Source organism: Phyllobacterium sp. P30BS-XVII (assembly GCF_014138335.1).
Lineage (GTDB): Bacteria > Pseudomonadota > Alphaproteobacteria > Rhizobiales > Rhizobiaceae > Phyllobacterium > Phyllobacterium meliloti.
On record NZ_JACGXO010000005.1, the window covers coordinates 323,137 to 341,811 of the forward strand.

Consider the following 18,675-nt stretch of genomic DNA (forward strand, 5'->3'; position numbering starts at 1 on the left):
ACAAGCGTTTGGCTATAGTGAGAATGAGGCAGAAAAGTGATTAGCCACTTTCCTGCCACGGTTCTCAACTCTTGGATAAACTTAAAAGCCAGCAAAATAGCGGGTTTTCACACGCGGATGCGGACATAGGTTCCGGGGGCATCGGCGAGGATTTCCGAACCATTTTCACCGGGTATGCGGGCCGGGACGCGGTTTTCGTCCTGCGATTCGATCCATTTGTGCCAATGATTCCACCAGGAGCCGGGATGTTCGGTGGTCTTGGTGAGCCATTCGTCAAATGCCCCAACGGGTGAATCGCCAGTCCAGTACTGGTATTTATTCTTGGCGGGTGGGTTGACGACGCCAGCGATATGACCGGAGCCAGCAAGCACATAGGTGACATCGCCGCCAAAATATTTGCAGCCGGTGAAGACTGACAGTGCAGGTGCAATATGGTCTTCCTTGGCTGCGAGATTGTAGATGGGGATTTTGACATTGCCCAATGACAGGTTCTCACCTGCCAGCTTCATCATCCCGCGCACCAGATTATTATCGAGATAGCAATTGCGCAGATAATAGGAGTGATTGGCGGCGCTCATGCGTGTCGCGTCGGCATTCCAATAGAGAAGATCAAACGGCACAGGATCGCGGCCGCGCATATAGTTGTTGACGACATAGGGCCAGATCAGATCGCCTGAGCGCAACATATTGAAGGCTGTCGCCATACGTGTGCCATCGAGATAGCCCTCGGCGGACATGGCAGCTTCCAGCGCTCGAATCTGATCCTCGTCAACAAAGACCTTGAGATCACCTGCGTAAGTAAAATCGACCTGGGTGGTGAAAAGCGTTGCGCTTTTGATCCGGTTTTCGCCTTCTGCCGCGAAAAGGGCAAGGGCAGCGCTGAGCAGGGTGCCACCAACGCAATAGCCGATGGCATTCACAGCCTTTTCGCCTGTGGCTTTCTCGACTGTATCGAGGCCAAAGCGGAGGCCTTCATTGATATAGGCGGTCCAGTCTTTCAGTGCGTGACGATGATCAGGATTGACCCATGAAATCACGAAAACGGTGTGACCCTGATCGATAGCCCATTTGATGAAGGATTTTTCGGCATTGAGGTCAAGAATGTAGAATTTGTTGATCCATGGCGGGCAGATCAGCAGCGGGCGCTTCAACACCTCCTTTGTGGATGCTTCGTACTGGATGATTTCGGCCACGTCGCTGCGGGCAATCACCTTGCCGGGCGTGGTCGCGACATTCTCGCCAAGGGTGAATTTCGTCAGGTCTGATTGACGCAGGCGCAGATCACCGCCACCGGCGACAATATCCTCCGCCAGCATCTTCATGCCTTTGACCAGATTTTCGCCATTGCTGGCGACCGTTTCCTTGTAAAGCTCTGGATTGGTCAAAAGGAAATTGCTGGGCGATATGGCTGAGGTCAGCTGCTTGACGTAGAACGCGGCCTTGTGGCGCGTGTGATCATCCAGACCTTCCGCATGAGTGACCAACTCACCAGCCCAGTTTGCTGTGACAAGATAAGCCTGTTTGAGGAAGTCAAAGAAAGCGTTCTTGCCCCAATCCTCGTCGGAAAAGCGCTTGTCGCCTTTGTCGGGCTTGACGATATCTTCAACCTCTTCACCGCTCATGCGGCGGATGGAATTGGACCAGATGGTCATGTAGCTGGCGAAAAGCTTGGTTTGCGCTTCAAGGGCCCGGCCCGGCTCGGATAACCAGTATTCGGAAACGCGGGAGAGGGTTTTCACCACATCGGTGACAGGATCGGCAATCGTGTCGCGCTTCAGACCTTTTTCGCGCGGCTCAACCCAGGCGGAAGCGGCCTTGCCGGCCTGCTCAATCATATGGGCGACGTTACGCGCGAAGGCTTCAGGGTCCTTGATGACATAATGATCGAGGTTCGGCGTTTTTCCGGTCTTGTCGCCGTGATTATCCATATATTCACTTCCTCCCGCCGATCCTCCCGATCAGCATAATAGACATGATACCACAAGTCAGAGCAACGGACATTCAATTGAAGCCATTCTGCAGGAAAGATGATGGTGTTGTCACCTTGCCCGCAGATTGTATTTCCCTTGGAGAAACAGAATTGAACCTATTTGAATGTATGGGGCTCTAATGCTATCCCTCTAACCTGCAATTCTTATCACCATGATGAATATCGATTCCGGCAGTCAGGACAAACAATGAATATCTCGGTCAAAACCATTATCCGCTTCTCGGTTGGCACCGTTCTGATTGCTGGTCTGAGCGCCTGTGCGAACATGCCGCCGGAGCCAATGTCCAACTCGCCGCTGACCGGTCCGGTCAATACCGGGACCTATCCGGTGTTCACACCCGATCCGAAGGGCGAGACCGCGCAGTTTACGCCGCAGGAGAAGGACGCAGTGCATAAGAAGCTTGTTGCTGCCAAAAGCGGGCAGGGCAATGCCACCGCCGATCCCGCCGCCGTTGCCCGGCGACAGGCGGAAATGAAGAAGCTGGTCCAGCAACAGCAGGATGATCTGAAGGCCATCGAAGGCTCGCAATAACACGCTGCCCCGCACGGTCACGAAGACACCGCATTCACAGTGTCTTCCTAAGAAATCCCAAGCTGGATGGCATCGCAGCAATTGACTTAAGTGCTAGACACAAAAGGTCAATCATTGCTCGACCGCTTTGCAGTTTGGGTGTATAGCGCACCCGCACATTAAACCCATTTTACCGGACCCAAACCTATGGAAGAATTTCATAAAGTTCGCCGCCTGCCACCTTACGTATTTGAACAGGTCAATCGCCTGAAGGCGAGCGCGCGAGCGGCGGGTGCGGACATTATCGATCTGGGTATGGGCAATCCCGATTTGCCGACGCCGCAGGGTATTGTCGACAAGCTGTGCGAGGCCGTTCAGGACCCGCGCACCCATCGTTATTCTTCATCCAAGGGTATTCCGGGTCTCCGGCGCGCTCAGGCCGCCTATTACGAACGCCGTTTTGGCGTCAAGCTCAACCCGGACACGCAGGTTGTGGCGACGCTTGGCTCGAAAGAAGGCTTCGCCAATATGGCGCAGGCGATCACTGCGCCCGGTGATGTGGTGCTTTGCCCTGATCCGACCTATCCGATCCATGCTTTCGGCTTCATCATGTCCGGTGGCGTGATCCGTTCGATCCCGGCCATGCCCGATGATCAGTTCATCCCGGCGCTGGAGCGTGGCATTCGCCATTCGATCCCCAAGCCGCTGGCGCTGATCCTCAACTATCCATCCAATCCAACGGCCCATGTGGCATCGCTGGATTTCTATAAGGATGTGGTTGCCTTTGCCCGCAAGAATGAAATCATCATTCTGTCGGATCTGGCCTATTCGGAGATTTACTTCGACGATGCGCCGCCTCCATCTGTTTTGCAGGTGCCGGGCGCAATTGATGTGGCCGTGGAATTCACCTCCATGTCAAAAACGTTCTCCATGCCCGGCTGGCGCATGGGCTTTGCCGTTGGCAATGAACGTCTGATTTCGGCGCTCACCCGGGTTAAATCCTATCTTGATTATGGTGCGTTCACGCCCATTCAGGTTGCCGCCGCTGCAGCGCTGAATGGCGATGGTTCCGACATTGCGGAAGTTCGCGCTGTGTATAAGCATCGCCGTGATGTTCTGGTCGACAGTTTTGGCCGGGCCGGATGGGACATTCCGTCACCGGCAGCAACCATGTTTGCCTGGGCACCGATCCCGGAAAAGTTCCGCAGCCTCGGCTCGCTGGAATTCTCCAAGCTTCTGATCGAACATGCGGATGTGGCCGTTGCTCCGGGCATTGGCTTCGGTGAACATGGCGATGACTATATCCGCATTGCGCTGGTCGAGAACGAACATCGCATTCGTCAGGCAGCCCGTAATCTCAAGCGGTTTCTTGCCACGGCGGATGAAAAGCTGCACAACGTCATTCCGTTGAACGCGCGCCGCTAAGCGGTAAGCTGAAACCGGAACTCGCGGCGCCTTCGGGCTCCGTTTCAGGCTAGATATTTCAGGGAAATGAACGATGAGTGATGCGCTGCGCGTGGGAATCGCCGGACTGGGCACTGTTGGTGCCTCGGTCCTGAAAATTTTGCGGGACAAGGGCGATATGCTCACCCGTCAGTGCGGCAAGGAAATCATCGTCACCGCTGTATCTGCGCGTGATGCCAAGCGCGATCGCGGTGTGGATTTTTCATCAGCCAGATGGTTCGATGATCCCGTTGCCTTGGCGAAGTCTGATAATATCGATGTTTTTATCGAGTTGATCGGCGGCGACGAGGGTCCAGCCCGCGCTGCGGTTGAAGCTGCGCTCAAGTCTGGCCGTCATGTGGTCACCGCCAACAAGGCGCTTCTGGCCAAACACGGCGTGTCTCTTGCCAAGATCGCCGAGGAAAAGGGCGTTCTGCTTAACTTCGAAGCGGCGGTCGCTGGCGGTATCCCGGTTATCAAGGCCCTGCGTGAATCGCTCACCGGCAACACCGTGTCGCGCGTCTATGGCATCATGAACGGTACGTGCAACTACATCCTGACGCGGATGTGGGATGAAGGTATTTCGTTTGAGGATTGTCTCGCCGATGCGCAGCGTCTTGGCTATGCGGAAGCCGATCCTACCTTCGATATCGAAGGTAACGACACGGCGCACAAGTTGGCGATCCTGACCAGCCTGGCCTTTGGCACGCAGATTGCCGCCGATGATATTTACCTCGAAGGTATCAGCAATATTTCGCTGGCTGATATCAAGGCCGCCGATGAACTCGGCTATCGCATCAAGCTGCTTGGCGTTGCCCTGAAAACCGATAGCGGTATCGAGCAGCGTGTGCATCCGACCATGGTCCCGGTCGAATCGGTGATTGCACAGGTGCATGGCGTGACCAATGCGGTAGCCATTGAAACCGATCTGCTTGGCGAACTGCTGTTATCAGGACCGGGTGCAGGCGGTGCCGCGACAGCATCAGCGGTCATCGGTGATCTTGCCGATATCGCCAAAAGCCGTCCGGGTTTCCAGCATGGCCCCGTATTCGGCACACCGGCAAAAGCCCTTGCACCCTATAAACGCGCCAAGATGCGCTCGCACGAGGGCGGCTATTTCATTCGCCTGACGGTGCATGATCGTGCCGGTGTTTTTGCCGCCATTGCCAAACGTATGGCCGACAATGACATTTCACTGGAATCGATCGTCCAGCGTCAGACGCCGGAAAGCCATCCTGATGCGACCAAGACTGTCATTCTCGTCACGCATGAGACGACCGAGGCGGCCGTCAAAAAGGCGCTGGAAGGCATCGTCAAGGATGGACACGCCACCGACAAGCCGCAGATGATCCGCATCGAGCGCGCTGGCTAACGGACCAGATTATTACCCGGTTCAGACGCCATCCCTTGTATTCCAAGGGGTGGCGTTTTGCTTTTGAACGCCAAAATATATCTAAAACAGATGTTTATCCTTGTTGACCTCAACCATGCTTGAGGAATTACGCTTGGCAGATCGAGTGATTTTCAGGGATATGTGAAATGAAGATTTTCTCTGCGCGCATCACTGTGCAGGATTTAAGCGCGGCTGTTTCTTTCTATCGGGATCTACTCCAGTTGCCGGTTGAAGAGCATATCAGCCATGCCATTGTGACTGTGGGTTACAGCCGCCTTGTGATGGAACAGGGCACAGCATTCAGTGGTGTGCATCATCTGGCGTTCGGCATCGCGCCGACAAAGTTCGAGCGGATCAGAGACTGGTTGGGTAAGCGCATTAGGCTGATTTCCGTCGGTGACAGCGATGTTGTTACCGGTCCGCAGGGCTGGCATTCGCGTTCACTTTACTTCATCGGCCCCGAAGGAATTATTCTGGAATATATTGCCCATGATGAATATAGCGGTCTGCCTTTCGTTGGCCCGCAGCCATTTTCCATTGCCGAGGTTGGTTTTGCTGTTGAGAACGTCAAAACCTCCGTTGATCTGCTGACGACCGAGTTTGGTGTGCCGCCATTTCCACCCCAGACCGATACATTTTCTCCGGTCGGCGATACGGATGGGTTGCTGATTGTGGTCGACAAAAACCGATTGTGGTTTCCAACGCTCAATATCCATGCCGCCCGCGCTCCATTGCTGATCGAAATCAAAGCGCCCATGCGTGCCGGAACAATGCAGCTTTCGGAATGGACGACAGTGGTTTCTTTGTAAGGAGATTTGCTTTGCATCACCACAGTGCGTGATGCGTGGTTCGACAAGCTCACCATGAGGGAGAGTGAGGATGCAACGATAATCGCAAAGAGTGTGGGGTAGGTTTGCAGAACTTGGCTCTCTATATCCCACCTCTCGCTACAACCCACCTCTCTCCGTCATCCTCGGGCTTGACCCGAGGACCCACAATTAAAATAGCGCCCAGCTCCAAGTTTATTTGAGCTTCCTAGCCGGGTCCTCGGGTCAAGCCCGAGGATGACGGAGAGAGGTGGGTTGTAGAATGTTATACCCCACACTCTTTGCGATTATCGTTGCATCCACCCAAGCCCCTCATGGTGAGCTTGTCGAACCACGAACCACGAACCACGAACCGCACCCCCACTCAAAAGCCCGACCACATGACCCTTTGTAAAAGACCTGTATTGCATCGTGAACGGCTGCTACCCCGTTTAATCGATTAGCTTTTTCGGGGAGGGCACTTTCCTGCTGGCGGGGTCTTGCCGCTGCGGCATGACTTTGACAAAAGGTTTGCACAGCAATGCTAGGAAGAGCCCTGTTGATCCGCAACTGGGTATCTCCACACGAACGCAGGATAGATTTATGCCGAAAACTTCCGACCAGACTTCAATGGGCCTTGACCGTATTTTGACCCTTGAGCTTGTCCGCGTGACCGAACGTGCCGCCGTGGCGGCTGCGCGTCTGCGCGGACGCGGCGATGAAATGGCTGCCGATCAGGCGGCTGTGGATGCCATGCGTCAGGAACTCAATCGTCTGCCAATCAGCGGTACCGTTGTGATCGGTGAAGGCGAGCGTGACGAAGCGCCGATGCTCTATATCGGTGAAGAAGTCGGTACACGTACCGGCCCCGAGGTCGATATTGCGCTCGATCCGCTTGAAGGCACGACCATCTGCGCCAAGAACCTGCCCAATTCGCTTGCGGTGATCGCGATTGCCGAAAAGGGCAATCTGCTTTACGCGCCTGATGTTTACATGGAAAAGATTGCCGTTGGGCCCGGATATCCCGCCGGTATCATTCAGCTTGATGCGCCTGCAGCCGAGAATATTGCTGCCGTTGCGAAAGCCAAGGGCGTGCCAATCAACGAGATTACCGCCTGCATCATGGATCGCCCGCGCCATGCGCGTCTGATCGAGGAAGTGCGTGCAACAGGCGCTTCAATCCGCCTTATCGGCGATGGCGACGTGGCCGGTGTGATCCACACAACCGATCCTGACGAGACTGGCATCGATATCTATATCGGTATTGGCGGCGCGCCTGAGGGCGTTCTGGCTGCCGCAGCACTGCGTTGCATTGGTGGCCAGATGCAGGGCCGCTTGCAGCTCAACAGCGATGACAAGATCGCTCGTGCGGCCAAGATGGGTATCAGCGATCCCAAAAAGATCTACACCATGGAAGAAATGGCCAAAGGTGACGTTCTTTTTGCGGCAACAGGCGTTACCGACGGCAATATGCTGTCAGGCGTCAAGTTCGCCCGCGACTATATCCAGACCCATACGATCGTCATGCGCTCGCACTCGCAGACCGTGCGCGAGATCAAGGCTAAGCATCAGGATATGAGCAAGTTCCAGTAAGATCTGGCAATTGAAACACTTTTTGCCCTGCCGCTCACCCGAGCAGCAGGGCATTTTGTTAACTGCGTTCGAGGCTCAGTAGGAATTGCCCTATTGGGGCCATGGTTTTTAAGCTATTTTCATATGGGGAGTTCATATGAGTGTTAAAGCCATGAATATCCGAACGAAAATAAGTGCCTGCCTTGTTTCGACGCTCGTATTCGCCGGGCTGTCCGGCAGTGCGTTTGCTCAGGACCCCTATCTTGACCTCATTCAGGGGTATCGATCCAATTCCATTGCCGACAGGTTTCCTCAGACCGTTGGGCCATTCACCTTGGTCAAGCACAGTGTCAATCCGCAGGATTTTGGTGTCACAGCGGAATATGAAGCTGTGGATGCCAAGGCAACGGTGATAATGGCGGGCGTGAAGGCCAATAACAGGGCAGCCGCTTATCCCATCAAGGACGGGGCGGATGATCCGGTTGTTCGCGATCTCTTTGAGAAGGCGACCCAGTATCATTCGACCCAGCCCGGTGAGATCGCTGTTCAGAGCACGCTGCCATACAGCGTCGGGCTGGCAATGCCCTGTGTCAGTGCTGACGCGGCACAGGAAAAGCACGCCTTTCTTGTGTGTGTTGTCGGTATGCACAGCCGCTATCTGCTGATCCAACCCGCCGCCAATTATGCGAAGGGCAGCAAGGAAGCGGCGGAACGCACCCTTTCAAACTTTGCAACCTCCATTGCAACGGCAATGCATGACATTGGCGCACCGCCGCCGCCACCCGCAGATGGTGCCGTCGCGCCCGCAAATGGGGCGGTTACACCGGCGCCCGCACAGTAATTGCGGGCTTGTTCACTGGATACATCATTCGGAGCATTGCATTCGGCGGCGCTGAGTGATTGAAGCGTTGCATGGCAGCAGAACGGCTCTTCCTCGGCGTTGAAAACTCAGCAACCGGTCTCAAATGGATTGACCGGCTGGGCCCGCGCGAGGCCAATATCGCTCTTGCCATGGCGCAGAACCATGGTTTTCCTGATCTTGTCACCCGTGTTCTTGCCGGGCGCGGCGTTGGTGTCGATGATGCCCCGGCCTTCATGGACCCGACAATCAAGGGGCTGATGCCCGATCCGGCCACGCTGACCGATATGGAGAAGGCGGCCCTTCGCATTGCGCAGGCTATCGGCAAACACGAAAAGGTGGCAATTTTCGGCGATTACGATGTGGACGGTGCCTGTTCATCGGCCATTCTGTCGCGATTTCTCACCCATTACGGCATTGCCAATCACATCTATATCCCTGATCGGATTTTCGAGGGCTATGGGCCAAATCCGCAGGCCATGCGTGAGCTGGCGCAAAATGGCGCTTCGCTGATTGTCACCGTGGATTGCGGCACCAACAGTGCTTTGGCCATTGAGGCGGCCCGGGAGGCTGGTGCCGATGTGGTTGTGCTTGATCACCATCAGGTGGGCGGCGAATTGCCAGCCGCTGCTGTCGCCGTGGTCAATCCCAATCGGGAAGACGATTTGTCAGGGCAGGGCTATCTTTGCGCGGCGGGTGTGGTTTTCCTCACGCTGGTGCAGGTTCTGCGAACCTTGCGTGAGCAGCGCATCGCGACGGGAACGCTTGCGCCTGATCTGTTGTCGATGCTTGACCTGGTGGCGCTGGCCACCGTCTGCGATGTGGTGCCCCTGAAGGAACTCAACCGCGCCTTTGTGGTCAAAGGTCTGCTGGTGGCGCGGGCGCAGCAAAATGCCGGGCTTGCCGCTTTGGCGCGGGTATCGCGCATCGGCGAGCCGCTGAGCGCTTTCCACTTCGGTTATCTCATTGGACCGCGCATCAATGCGGGCGGACGTATTGGCGATGCGGGGCTTGGCTCGCGCCTGTTGACGCTGGATGACCCTAATGAAGCAGCGCGCATTGCCACCGAGCTTGACCGGCTCAATACGGAACGGCAAGCCATGGAAACCGTCATGCTGGAGCAGGCGGAAGCCGAGGCGATGTTTGAAATGTCGAGTGGCGGCGGTCCTGCCGTTCTGGTGACGGCAAGCGATGACTGGCACCCCGGAATTGTCGGGTTGATCGCCGCGCGCTTGAAGGAACGAACGCGCCGTCCGGTTTTTGCCATTGCCTTCAACGTCAATGGCACGGGAAGTGGTTCCGGACGTTCGATCAGCGGATTTGATCTTGGCAAGCTGGTGCGTGGCGCGGTTGATGCCGGGCTTCTGGTCAAGGGCGGCGGCCATGCCATGGCGGCGGGTATCACCCTTGAACGCGGAAAAATGGGTGCTTTACGGGCATTTTTTGAAGAGCACGCGGCTGAAATGGTCAGCCAGTTGCGCGAAAACGAGTCTCTGGCCATTGATGGCGCGCTCAGCGCCTCGGGTGCTACGGTGCCGCTTTATGAAACGATGGAAAGGGCCGGGCCGTTTGGTTCGGGGCACCCGCAGCCCGTGCTTGTGCTGCCGCACCACAGGCTGGTAGACGCGCGCACTGTTGGCACAAACCACGTCAAGGCAACGCTGGCGGGCGCCGATGGCAAGCGCATCAACGCCATTGCCTTTCGCGCGACAGGTGCGCCGCTTGGTGATTTCCTCTTCGGCAATCTCGGCCAATCCATGCATGTGGCGGGTAATCTTGCGCTCAACCACTGGAACGGCTCGACAACCACGCAGTTTCGTATCATCGACGCCGCAAAAGCCTGACGGCTGTTGTCAGCAGAAACCGCAGCATTTCCCGAATAAGTTTGCACTCTCTCCGCATATGTTCTATTTTTGTTCTCATATTGGCAATGATAGAACCCGTGGCCCATGCGCAAACCGACCCATCTGGAAAAACTGTATCTCGACTTTGACAGTTTCTTCGCCAGCGCCGAGCAGCAGCTGAACCCGGCACTGCGCAACCGTCCGATTGCGGTGGTGCCGCTGGATTCGCCCCACACGAGTGTGATTGCCGCGAGCCGCGAGGCAAAGCCATTCGGCATCAAAACAGGCACGTCCGTGCGTGACGCGCGGGAACTCTGTCCTGATATCGTGTTTCTGGAAGCCCGACCCGACGTTTATGTGAAGTTGCATAACCAGATTCTGACAACCATTGAGACATGTGTGCCCATTGCAGCGGTGCGTTCCATCGATGAAGTTGCATGCACGCTGCTGGCATCGGAAGCGAAGGACCCGCATGGGCTTGCTGCACGCATCAAGCGGGCTCTGCACGATGAAATGGGCGCGGTGCTGACCTGTTCCATCGGTGTTTCCCTGAACGAACTCCTCGGCAAGATCGCTGCGGAAATGGACAAGCCTGATGGTTGCGTCGTGCTTGATCATGAAGACCTGCCGGGACGGCTATTCGATCTGCGGCTGAAGGATTTGCCCGGTATTTCCAAGGGTATGGAGCAGCGATTGGGACAGGCCGGGGTGAATGATGTGCAGGGCCTTTGGGCGCTCGCACCCAAACATGCCCGTGCGATATGGAACAGCGTTGAGGGCGAGCGGTTTGTCACAGCGCTGCATGGTTATGCGGTGGAAAAGCCCGAGACGGTCAAGCGCATGTTCGGCCATGGCCGCAACCTGCCGCCGGATTGGCGGGCACCTGACAAGGTGCTGCAATGCGCGCGGCTGCTTTGTCTCAGCGCCGCCCGGCGTCTGCGCCGTTCGCATTACCGCGCAGGAGCGCTCAGCTATACGGTGGGCGTGCGCCGGGACAGCCGCGTGACCATGGAAGGTCAATTTCGCCCTGCGCGCGATGATCATAGTTTTCTCAATTGCCTCAATGGGTTGCACGAAAAAATGGTCAAAGCAGATGAAATGCGGAACATCAGCTCCGTCACCGTCGTGCTGCATGATCTGTCCAGCGAAACGGAGGAAAGCCAGGATCTGTTTGATACGCATGCCGTCACCGAACAGCGCGGCCAATGGGAGCGCGTGTCCGATATGCTCGACAAGGTGCGCGTGCGCCACGGCTCCAAGGCACTCAATCTCGGGCTGACCACCGGGCCGGGGAATTATATCGGCTCAAAAATTGCGTTCGGCCGGATACCCGAGCCGGAGGATTTTTGAGGATTTGTGCGTTCACCCCCCTCTGTCCTGTCGGACATCTCCCCCCTTGTGGGGGTCCGAAGGACGGGCGAGACCCGTGGCTCGCCCCGGTAGTCCGACAGGACAGAGGGGGGTGAGCGCCTCAACATCAATACCGGAACCTTGGTAGAGCAACCGGCGGCACCATTTGGCACCGCCGGACATCCATTCACCGATTATCCAATTCTGACCTTACCAGTTGCAGGCCGCGACGGGTTACGCGGTAGGGGCCGCCGCCGGATGAAGCGATAGCGCCCTTTTGCTTGAGCTTGCGGAAGAGCCGCAAATTGCAAGCGGTATAGCGGGAACCATCGCGGGTGAGGCAGATGATGTCCGTGATGGCTTTGCGCTCATCTTTTTCGAGTAAAATTTTGCCGCCCTGGGCGAGCAGGTGAAGTATGCGCTGTTCGTCGCGCGAAATATCCATTGATCCAAGTCCTGGGAAAACGGGCAAAAGCCCATAAGAACCTATCCGCTGCCAAAAGCGTTTGGCGCGGTGCTCCTGTTTTCACGCCCCAACCTTCAAAGAAGCTGGGGCTCTAGCGGGACTCAGACTGATTAGACATAAACACTCCATCGGTGTGGACGAGCCGTATAAGACAAGATTGCCGCCCTGTCTACCCTCACAAATAGCGCCGCCTGTACTCCGCCGGTGTCACGCCGACATGGCGAACAAAGGCGCGGCGCAGCGTGTCCGCATCGGCAAAGCCGCATTCGGCAGCAACCTGTTTTGGTAGCCGGTGGCCATTTTCCAGAAGATTGCGCGCTGCCGTGATCCGCGCCGTTTCCACCCATGCCGCTGGCGTAATGCCAACTTCCTGCTGAAAAATACGCGCGAAATGGCGCGCGCTGAGGCCGGTGCGCTGGGCAAGGCTGGTGACGGAATGGTCTTCGCCGGGATTGGCGGCAACCCAGCGCTGTACCTCCTGCAGGGCCGACCGCCCGCCCGGTTCCGCCTCGCCGTGGCGGCTGAATTGCAACTGTCCGCCGGGGCGCTTGAAGAACATCACCAGTTGCCCCGCCACTTTGAGGGCGATATCGCGGCCAAGGTCCTCTTCAACCAGAGCAAGTGCCATGTCGAGCCCGGCTGTTACTCCCGCAGCGGTGCGCACGGGACCATCGCGCACATGCAGCGCATCCGCATCGACGTGAATGGCGGGGTAGGTTGCTGCCAGGTTCTCCGCCAACGCCCAGTGGGTGGTGACGCGTTTGCCATCGAGCAATCCTGCCGCAGCGAGAATGAAAGCGCCGCTGCAAACGGAACCAAAGCGTTGCGCCCGCAGGCAGGAGGTGCGCAGCCAGTGATGTTGCTCTGGCGTAAGCCGGATATCAGGCGCATGCGGGCATCCGGCAACCAGCACCGTATCGCTGGCCTCTGCCTCATCCATTATGATCCGGTCAGGCAAAAGCCGCACGCCTGATGAACTGCGGATTGGCCCCGCTTCAATGCCAACCACCTGCAATTCATATTCCGTACGCCCTGACTGCACACTGGCTTCGGCAAACACGTCCATTGGTCCCGATACGTCGAGAAGCTGGACGCCGGGCATGGCCAAAAGGCTGATGGTTCGCATTCTTTGCTCCGTGGCGTTACGGATCGCATATTGGCAGAATTAGACGCATTCAGTCAATTGCTGCCAAATGGCGTGCGCGATAGGGTCGGTTTCCCAAGACAAAGGAGAAATCAAAATGTCCATATCCATTGGCGGTATCAGCATTCCCGATACGAAGCTTGCAAGAGGTGTCACTGAGCTGGTGCGCGACACGGCTTCGGAACTGCTCTTCAACCATTCAAGCCGCGTCTATTATTTCGGTGCGATTGCCGGACAGCAGAAGGGGCTGAAGTTCGATCGTGAGCTGCTTTATACGGGCGCAATGTTCCATGATATGGGCCTGACGCATCAGCACAGCAGTGCCGATGAGCGGTTCGAGGTGGATGGTGCCAATGCGGCACGGGATTTTCTGCGCGGTCATGGCATCGCGCAGGCGGATATCGATACGGTGTGGACGGCGATTGCCCTGCATACAACGCCCGGAATCCCCAAGCATATGCACCCTGTTGTGGCACTTGTGACTGCCGGCGTGGAGATGGATGTGCTGGGTCTGACCTACAAGCAATACAGCGATGCGGAGCGTGAGGCGGTGGTCAAGGCGTTCCCACGCAGTGACCACTTCAAGGAAGATATCATTCAGGCGTTCTATGACGGCATCAAGCACAAGCCCGATACCACTTTCGGCAACGTCAAGGCTGATGTGCTTGCGGACAAAGACCCGCATTTCCATCGCGGCAATTTCTGCGATGTGATCCGCTGTTCGCACTGGAAGGCGTGAGGCTGGCGCTCACTCCTTCGTAATCTGTAGGGGATCGCGATCACGCTTGGTGATGATCGTATCGACAAGCCCCCAGTCGAGCCCTTCCTGTGCGGTCATGAAATGGTCGCGGTCGAGAGTTTTCTCGACCTCTTCCACCGTGCGCCCGCAATGTTGGGCATAGAGACTGGTCATGCGCCGTTTAACGACGGCCATTTCCTGCGCCTGAATGAAAATATCCGAAGCCTGACCCTGAAAGCCACCAAGCGGCTGATGTACGTGCAGGCTGGAGTTGGGCAGGGCGGCGCGGTGGCCGGGTTCGCCTGCCATCAGCAGGAATGATCCCATGGAGCGGGCCGTGCCCATGCACAACGTGGCGACAGGGCAGGTGATGAACTGCATCGTGTCATAAATGGCAAGGCCGCTGGTAATCACACCGCCCGGTGAATTGATATACATGGAGATGGGTTTTTTCGGGTTTTCCGATTCAAGAAACAGCAATTGCGCGCAGATCAGCGCCGCCATTCCATCCTCCACCTGACCATTCAGAAAGACAATCCGCTCCCGCAGGAGACGCGAATAGATATCAAATGATCGTTCACCACGGCTGGATTGTTCCACGACCATAGGGACGAGCTGCATCATGTCGCGCATGGCGAACACTCCTTCGATATTGAGATTTTGTTTGGTTTAAGCGGCGAGGCGCATGGTTGTCGGCGGCGCGTTGCCGTTGGCAGCGGTGCGGCTGATCGGCTTTGCCAGGGCTACAGGCTCATGCACAATGCTGAACGTGGTGCCGCCCGAGCCATTGGGATCGATCCGGAAGGTGACGATGCTATCAGGCACCGCTTCATCTTCTTCGCGCATGGAATAGCGGACAAAGCGCTCCGTATCGGCTTCGATGACTTCAAGGGAGATGCGCGATGGCTCCTGTGGCGCCTGCGGATCAGGCAGCAGCCAGCGGGCAACGAATTCCGGCACGGTCAGCGCGCGCCAGACTTTCGAAGGTGCGGCATCCAGATCATATTCGTAACGCAGGGCGGTGTCGGCTTCTGCCGTGTCGCTGGTCATTGATCCATCTCCTTCAAAAGCTGCTTCAGTTCATCGACGCGCTGCGGCCAGAAGGCACGGTAGCGGTTAAGCCATTGGTGGATTTGCGCCAGTCCATCCGGGTTGACCCGGTAGTGAACATGGCGGCCGGTTTTTTGTTCGGCAACAAGCCCGGCGGAACGCAACACCGCAAGATGCTGTGACATGGCGGGCTGGGACAGGGAAAACCCCTCGCGCAGTTCCGTCGCGTTCTTCTCGCCATCGGCCAGCCGTTCAAACACGGCGCGGCGGGTGGGATCGGCAAGTGCCTTGAATATATCGACCTCTGACATGCAGATACATAAGCATAGACTTATGTGAGTCGCAAGCCGATTTCGCAATGGTGTTGTAAAATAAAACCCGGCCAGATATCTGGCCGGGTTTGTCGATGCCATGCAAATGAGAAAAACTTATCCTGTCAGGCGAGCGGCGGCCAAGGCAACCTCGTCATGGCGCTGTTGCACGAAGGGTTGCATCCAGCTGAGAACCGCATCGACAATGGCTTGCGGAGCAGTATCGGGACGGCCTGCGTTAAAGGGCGGGGCAGGTGCATATTCCAGCATCAGCTGAATGCGCTGTGCGGCCTCGTCTCCGCGCAATTCTGCGATCAGGGTCAATACGAAATCAATACCAGCGGTAACGCCGCCGCCGGTCAGTATATTGCCATCGCGCACCACGCGATCAGTGTCGGGAATAGCGCCGAATGGCAGCAGCATATCCCGCCATGCCCAGTGGCAGGCCGCACGCTTGCCTTTAAGAAGACCCGCAGCGCCGAGGATCAGGGAACCGGTGCAGACCGAGGTGATATATTGTGCAGAAAGCCCAAGGCGGCGGATTGCGGCGACAAACGCTTCATTCTGCAAGGCACCTGTGCAACCGGAACCACCGGGCACAAACAGCACGTCACAACGCTCGATTGCTGAAAGATCAGAGAGACCAGAGAAGACGAGGCCGTCGGCACCGACATCTTCACCGTTCATGGACGCGACAATGACTTTCGTGTCGGGCAGACGGGACATAAATTGGTGCGGGCCGGTGAAGTCGAGATGGGTGACGCCATTATAGATTGGGATGACGATGGTGATCAGGTCGGCCATAGCAAGTCCTTTGCAGTGCTGGTTGACAGTATCAGATTAGAGCGACATCATTGCGTCTCAAACGACATAGAACCCTCATTTTCAGCCATGGCCCGCCATATCGGATTTTTCGTCTTTCCTGCGTTCCAGATTCTCGATCTGACGGGGCCGTTGTCTGCCTTTCAGATTGCCGGGCCGGACTACCGGCTGCATGTCATCTCGGCGGAGGGTGGATTGGTGGCAAGCACGACGGGCCTCGAAGTCATGACTGTGCAAGCCGGAGACCAGTCTTTCGATACGCTGGTTGTGGCTGGCGGCTATGGTGCGCGGCTTGCATCGCAAACCGGGCCGCTTCCCGCAATGATAAGAGATCTCGCGTCCCGCTCGCGCAGGGTTGCCAGCGTATGCACCGGAGCCTTTCTTTTAGCGACGGCGGGTATTCTTGACGGCAAGCGGGCGACAACCCATTGGCGGCGTGCGGCGGATCTGCAAAAGCGCTTTCCTGATATCGCGGTTGATGGCGACAAAATTTATGTGAGGGATGGCTCGGTCTGGACGTCGGCTGGTATCACGGCGGGAATTGATCTGGCACTGGCACTGATTGAGGACGATCTTGGTGCCGATGCAGCGCGGGCGGTGGCGCAGGAACTGGTGGTCTATCATCGCCGTCCGGGTGGCCAGTCGCAATTTTCCGCCATGCTGGAACTGGAGCCCGATAGCGACCGGGTACGGCGTGCTTTGAGCTTTGCCCGTGAGCATTTGCATGAGGCATTGCCGGTGGAACGGCTGGCAGAGGCTGCCTGTCTCAGTCCGCGTCAGTTTGGCCGGGCATTTCGGGCTGAAACGGGAGAAACTCCGGCGAAAGCGGTGGAACGTCTGCGGGCGGAAGCGGCACGAGTGCGGATTGAATCGGGTAGTGAACCGATTGAGACTATTGCGGTGTCGGTAGGATTTATTGATCCGGAACGCATGCGGCGCGCTTTTTTAAGACTTTATGGTCAGCCGCCGCAGGCTTTGAAGCGCGCTGCACGCGCGCTTCGTGTTATCGGGTAGTTTTACGCCTGCGACTGCTGCGCGAAGGCGAAGATGAAGGCGGCGAGGGCGGCGAAGTTTGCAACCGTCCGAACGTGATTCCAGGGAAGCCAATCCTTCAGATAATTTGCCCAGACGTTTGCGCCCTCGGTACTTGCGGGAGCAACTGCCGCCAATGCGTCATTGAGCGGTACATTGAAAACTATCGTAACGATGATCGTGCCGACCAGAAAGAACACGCTGCCCGCCAGCAGAGCCAGCGACCCGCTGTCACTCCAGCGTAGAACGCTGACAACACCAAGCACCACACAGATCGCTGCTGTGCCGAAGAAAGCCAGCGTGAACGAGAAGTTGAGGATCGTCACATTGATCGAGTTCATGGCGGCAATGCCCTGTTCCGCCGGAAGCTTGGCGAATGCCGTCATGATGAAGCTTGAAAAGGCAAAGAACAAACCCGCCATCAGGCCGCTTCCCAAGGCGGCCAAAAGAGTGAGAATAGGTAGCCACATGTTACTGTCCCTCCACTATACCGGACCAGACGCCGGTTGCTGCTGTTTCCTGAACGTAGTCTGAGAAGTCGCGCGGCGCGCGGCCCAATGCTCGCTGCACACCATCGGACAGATATTCATTGCGGCCATCGAGTACCTGCGTGAAGAGGTCGTTCAACAGCCCGACGATTTCAGGAGGAAGCTGTTCCTGCGCCAACCCTTGCGAGAACTGTTCCGGCGTTATCGTCACATAGCGAATATCGCGTTTGGTGGCGCTGGCGATTTCGGCCACCGCGTCGGCAAAAGTCAAGAGACGCGGGCCGGTGACTTCATAGAGCTGGCCGATATGCCTGTCATCGGTGAGCGCAGCCACGACAACATCGGCGATATCGTTGGCGTCGATAAAAGGTTCTCCTACGGTGCCAACAGGTAGGGCAAGTTCGCCGGCGAGGATGGATGCCAGCATGACATTCTCGCTGAAATTTTGCGCAAACCAGCTGGCTCTGACGATGGTCCAGTCGGCCCCGGAAGCCTGAAAAGCCTTTTCGGCGCGCTGGGCTTCGTGTTCGCCGCGTCCGGACAGAAGAACGAGACGCTTCACACCATTTTCAACGGCAAGGCGGGTGAGTGCTTCCACTGTTTCCGTCGCGCCGGGAATGGCAATGTCGGGATAATAGGTGATGTAGGCGGCTTTCACACCATCAAGTGCGGGAAGCCAGGTGCTGCGGTCTTCCCAGTCAAAGGATGGGGTGCCGCTGCGTGAACCGATGCGGACAGGCACGCCCTGTGCTGTCAGGCGTTCGGCAACGCGGCGTCCGGTTTTTCCGGTTCCACCGATAATCAGGATTGGTTTTGTCGAAGAAGTGCTTGTCGTGGTCATTTTCATCTCCCTTA

General features: G+C 56.9%; 19 protein-coding genes. 10 read left to right on the forward strand and 9 right to left on the reverse strand.

What is annotated here, in order from left to right; all coding sequences use genetic code 11:
* Nucleotides 1-107: 107 nt before the first annotated feature.
* Nucleotides 108-1,928, reverse strand: a complete 1,821-nt coding sequence (gene phaC / locus FHW17_RS16240) for a class I poly(R)-hydroxyalkanoic acid synthase (protein ID WP_112524868.1) — start codon at nucleotides 1,926-1,928, stop codon at nucleotides 108-110.
* 249 nt (nucleotides 1,929-2,177) lie between these two features.
* On the opposite strand from phaC, the gene FHW17_RS16245 reads away from it, so the two are divergent.
* The 8 genes from FHW17_RS16245 (at nucleotide 2,178) to FHW17_RS16280 (ending at nucleotide 11,768) form a co-directional block, all read left to right on the forward strand.
* Entirely contained in the window at nucleotides 2,178-2,522 is a 345-nt protein-coding gene (locus FHW17_RS16245; protein WP_112524870.1) for a hypothetical protein, read from the forward strand.
* Nucleotides 2,523-2,708: 186 nt separating this feature from the next.
* The gene (locus FHW17_RS16250; RefSeq protein WP_112524872.1) at nucleotides 2,709-3,926 is read left to right on the forward strand and encodes an LL-diaminopimelate aminotransferase; all 1,218 of its coding nucleotides are present in this window, start codon (nucleotides 2,709-2,711) and stop codon (nucleotides 3,924-3,926) included.
* A gap of 73 nt (nucleotides 3,927-3,999) precedes the next feature.
* Complete coding sequence (locus FHW17_RS16255) at nucleotides 4,000-5,316, forward strand: homoserine dehydrogenase (protein ID WP_112524874.1); 1,317 nt, start codon at nucleotides 4,000-4,002, stop codon at nucleotides 5,314-5,316.
* Nucleotides 5,317-5,483: 167 nt separating this feature from the next.
* Nucleotides 5,484-6,146, forward strand: coding sequence for a VOC family protein (locus tag FHW17_RS16260; protein ID WP_112524876.1), 663 nt, complete (start codon nucleotides 5,484-5,486; stop codon nucleotides 6,144-6,146).
* A gap of 600 nt (nucleotides 6,147-6,746) precedes the next feature.
* The gene (gene glpX / locus FHW17_RS16265) at nucleotides 6,747-7,736 is read left to right on the forward strand and encodes a class II fructose-bisphosphatase (RefSeq protein WP_091877154.1); all 990 of its coding nucleotides are present in this window, start codon (nucleotides 6,747-6,749) and stop codon (nucleotides 7,734-7,736) included.
* Between the two features lie 136 nt (nucleotides 7,737-7,872).
* Nucleotides 7,873-8,556 carry a hypothetical protein gene (locus FHW17_RS16270; protein WP_182510326.1) on the forward strand — a complete coding sequence of 228 codons (684 nt, stop codon included), beginning with the start codon at nucleotides 7,873-7,875 and terminating at the stop codon, nucleotides 8,554-8,556.
* 71 nt (nucleotides 8,557-8,627) lie between these two features.
* Nucleotides 8,628-10,418 (forward strand): single-stranded-DNA-specific exonuclease RecJ, encoded by a 1,791-nt coding sequence (gene recJ / locus FHW17_RS16275; protein WP_182510327.1) that lies wholly within the window; start codon nucleotides 8,628-8,630, stop codon nucleotides 10,416-10,418.
* 105 nt (nucleotides 10,419-10,523) lie between these two features.
* Nucleotides 10,524-11,768, forward strand: a complete 1,245-nt coding sequence (locus FHW17_RS16280) for a type VI secretion protein ImpB (RefSeq protein WP_182510328.1) — start codon at nucleotides 10,524-10,526, stop codon at nucleotides 11,766-11,768.
* A 187-nt stretch (nucleotides 11,769-11,955) separates the two neighbouring features.
* Here FHW17_RS16280 and FHW17_RS16285 read toward each other — a convergent pair whose 3' ends face one another.
* Entirely contained in the window at nucleotides 11,956-12,213 is a 258-nt protein-coding gene (locus tag FHW17_RS16285) for a YjhX family toxin (RefSeq protein ID WP_112524884.1), read from the reverse strand.
* A gap of 196 nt (nucleotides 12,214-12,409) precedes the next feature.
* The gene (locus tag FHW17_RS16290) at nucleotides 12,410-13,360 is read right to left on the reverse strand and encodes a GlxA family transcriptional regulator (RefSeq protein ID WP_182510329.1); all 951 of its coding nucleotides are present in this window, start codon (nucleotides 13,358-13,360) and stop codon (nucleotides 12,410-12,412) included.
* Between the two features lie 115 nt (nucleotides 13,361-13,475).
* On the opposite strand from FHW17_RS16290, the gene FHW17_RS16295 reads away from it, so the two are divergent.
* On the forward strand, nucleotides 13,476-14,117 hold the full coding sequence (locus tag FHW17_RS16295; RefSeq protein WP_182510330.1) for an HD domain-containing protein: 642 nt from the start codon (nucleotides 13,476-13,478) through the stop codon (nucleotides 14,115-14,117).
* A gap of 9 nt (nucleotides 14,118-14,126) precedes the next feature.
* Here FHW17_RS16295 and FHW17_RS16300 read toward each other — a convergent pair whose 3' ends face one another.
* The 4 genes from FHW17_RS16300 to FHW17_RS16315 form a co-directional block, all read right to left on the reverse strand.
* Entirely contained in the window at nucleotides 14,127-14,750 is a 624-nt protein-coding gene (locus tag FHW17_RS16300; RefSeq protein ID WP_112524890.1) for an ATP-dependent Clp protease proteolytic subunit, read from the reverse strand.
* A 36-nt stretch (nucleotides 14,751-14,786) separates the two neighbouring features.
* On the reverse strand, nucleotides 14,787-15,167 hold the full coding sequence (locus tag FHW17_RS16305) for an SRPBCC domain-containing protein (protein WP_112524892.1): 381 nt from the start codon (nucleotides 15,165-15,167) through the stop codon (nucleotides 14,787-14,789).
* Nucleotides 15,164-15,478 (reverse strand): metalloregulator ArsR/SmtB family transcription factor, encoded by a 315-nt coding sequence (locus tag FHW17_RS16310; RefSeq protein ID WP_091877135.1) that lies wholly within the window; start codon nucleotides 15,476-15,478, stop codon nucleotides 15,164-15,166. Before FHW17_RS16310 ends, FHW17_RS16305 begins: the two co-directional genes overlap by 4 nt.
* A 117-nt stretch (nucleotides 15,479-15,595) precedes the next feature.
* Nucleotides 15,596-16,282, reverse strand: coding sequence for a DJ-1/PfpI family protein (locus FHW17_RS16315; RefSeq protein WP_182510331.1), 687 nt, complete (start codon nucleotides 16,280-16,282; stop codon nucleotides 15,596-15,598).
* An 87-nt stretch (nucleotides 16,283-16,369) separates the two neighbouring features.
* Here FHW17_RS16315 and FHW17_RS16320 point away from each other — a divergent pair, with 87 nt between their 5' ends.
* Nucleotides 16,370-17,314 (forward strand): GlxA family transcriptional regulator, encoded by a 945-nt coding sequence (locus FHW17_RS16320; protein WP_182510332.1) that lies wholly within the window; start codon nucleotides 16,370-16,372, stop codon nucleotides 17,312-17,314.
* 2 nt (nucleotides 17,315-17,316) lie between these two features.
* On the opposite strand, the gene FHW17_RS16325 is transcribed toward FHW17_RS16320, so the two are convergent.
* Both FHW17_RS16325 and FHW17_RS16330 read right to left on the reverse strand, forming a co-directional pair.
* Nucleotides 17,317-17,802 (reverse strand): anthrone oxygenase family protein, encoded by a 486-nt coding sequence (locus FHW17_RS16325; protein ID WP_182510333.1) that lies wholly within the window; start codon nucleotides 17,800-17,802, stop codon nucleotides 17,317-17,319.
* A 1-nt stretch (nucleotide 17,803) separates the two neighbouring features.
* On the reverse strand, nucleotides 17,804-18,667 hold the full coding sequence (locus FHW17_RS16330; RefSeq protein WP_182510334.1) for an NAD(P)H-binding protein: 864 nt from the start codon (nucleotides 18,665-18,667) through the stop codon (nucleotides 17,804-17,806).
* Between the last annotated feature and the right edge of the window lie 8 nt (nucleotides 18,668-18,675).

Bases quoted from the DNA above. Each gene is read 5' to 3' on its own strand.
- phaC (WP_112524868.1), bottom strand. From the start codon at position 1,928: ATGGATAATCACGGCGACAAGACCGGAAAAACGCCGAACCTCGATCAT.
- FHW17_RS16245 (WP_112524870.1), top strand. From the start codon at position 2,178: ATGAATATCTCGGTCAAAACCATTATCCGCTTCTCGGTTGGCACCGTT.
- FHW17_RS16250 (WP_112524872.1), top strand. From the start codon at position 2,709: ATGGAAGAATTTCATAAAGTTCGCCGCCTGCCACCTTACGTATTTGAA.
- FHW17_RS16255 (WP_112524874.1), top strand. From the start codon at position 4,000: ATGAGTGATGCGCTGCGCGTGGGAATCGCCGGACTGGGCACTGTTGGT.
- FHW17_RS16260 (WP_112524876.1), top strand. From the start codon at position 5,484: ATGAAGATTTTCTCTGCGCGCATCACTGTGCAGGATTTAAGCGCGGCT.
- glpX (WP_091877154.1), top strand. From the start codon at position 6,747: ATGCCGAAAACTTCCGACCAGACTTCAATGGGCCTTGACCGTATTTTG.
- FHW17_RS16270 (WP_182510326.1), top strand. From the start codon at position 7,873: ATGAGTGTTAAAGCCATGAATATCCGAACGAAAATAAGTGCCTGCCTT.
- recJ (WP_182510327.1), top strand. From the start codon at position 8,628: ATGGCAGCAGAACGGCTCTTCCTCGGCGTTGAAAACTCAGCAACCGGT.
- FHW17_RS16280 (WP_182510328.1), top strand. From the start codon at position 10,524: ATGCGCAAACCGACCCATCTGGAAAAACTGTATCTCGACTTTGACAGT.
- FHW17_RS16285 (WP_112524884.1), bottom strand. From the start codon at position 12,213: ATGGATATTTCGCGCGACGAACAGCGCATACTTCACCTGCTCGCCCAG.
- FHW17_RS16290 (WP_182510329.1), bottom strand. From the start codon at position 13,360: ATGCGAACCATCAGCCTTTTGGCCATGCCCGGCGTCCAGCTTCTCGAC.
- FHW17_RS16295 (WP_182510330.1), top strand. From the start codon at position 13,476: ATGTCCATATCCATTGGCGGTATCAGCATTCCCGATACGAAGCTTGCA.
- FHW17_RS16300 (WP_112524890.1), bottom strand. From the start codon at position 14,750: ATGCGCGACATGATGCAGCTCGTCCCTATGGTCGTGGAACAATCCAGC.
- FHW17_RS16305 (WP_112524892.1), bottom strand. From the start codon at position 15,167: ATGACCAGCGACACGGCAGAAGCCGACACCGCCCTGCGTTACGAATAT.
- FHW17_RS16310 (WP_091877135.1), bottom strand. From the start codon at position 15,478: ATGTCAGAGGTCGATATATTCAAGGCACTTGCCGATCCCACCCGCCGC.
- FHW17_RS16315 (WP_182510331.1), bottom strand. From the start codon at position 16,282: ATGGCCGACCTGATCACCATCGTCATCCCAATCTATAATGGCGTCACC.
- FHW17_RS16320 (WP_182510332.1), top strand. From the start codon at position 16,370: ATGGCCCGCCATATCGGATTTTTCGTCTTTCCTGCGTTCCAGATTCTC.
- FHW17_RS16325 (WP_182510333.1), bottom strand. From the start codon at position 17,802: ATGTGGCTACCTATTCTCACTCTTTTGGCCGCCTTGGGAAGCGGCCTG.
- FHW17_RS16330 (WP_182510334.1), bottom strand. From the start codon at position 18,667: ATGAAAATGACCACGACAAGCACTTCTTCGACAAAACCAATCCTGATT.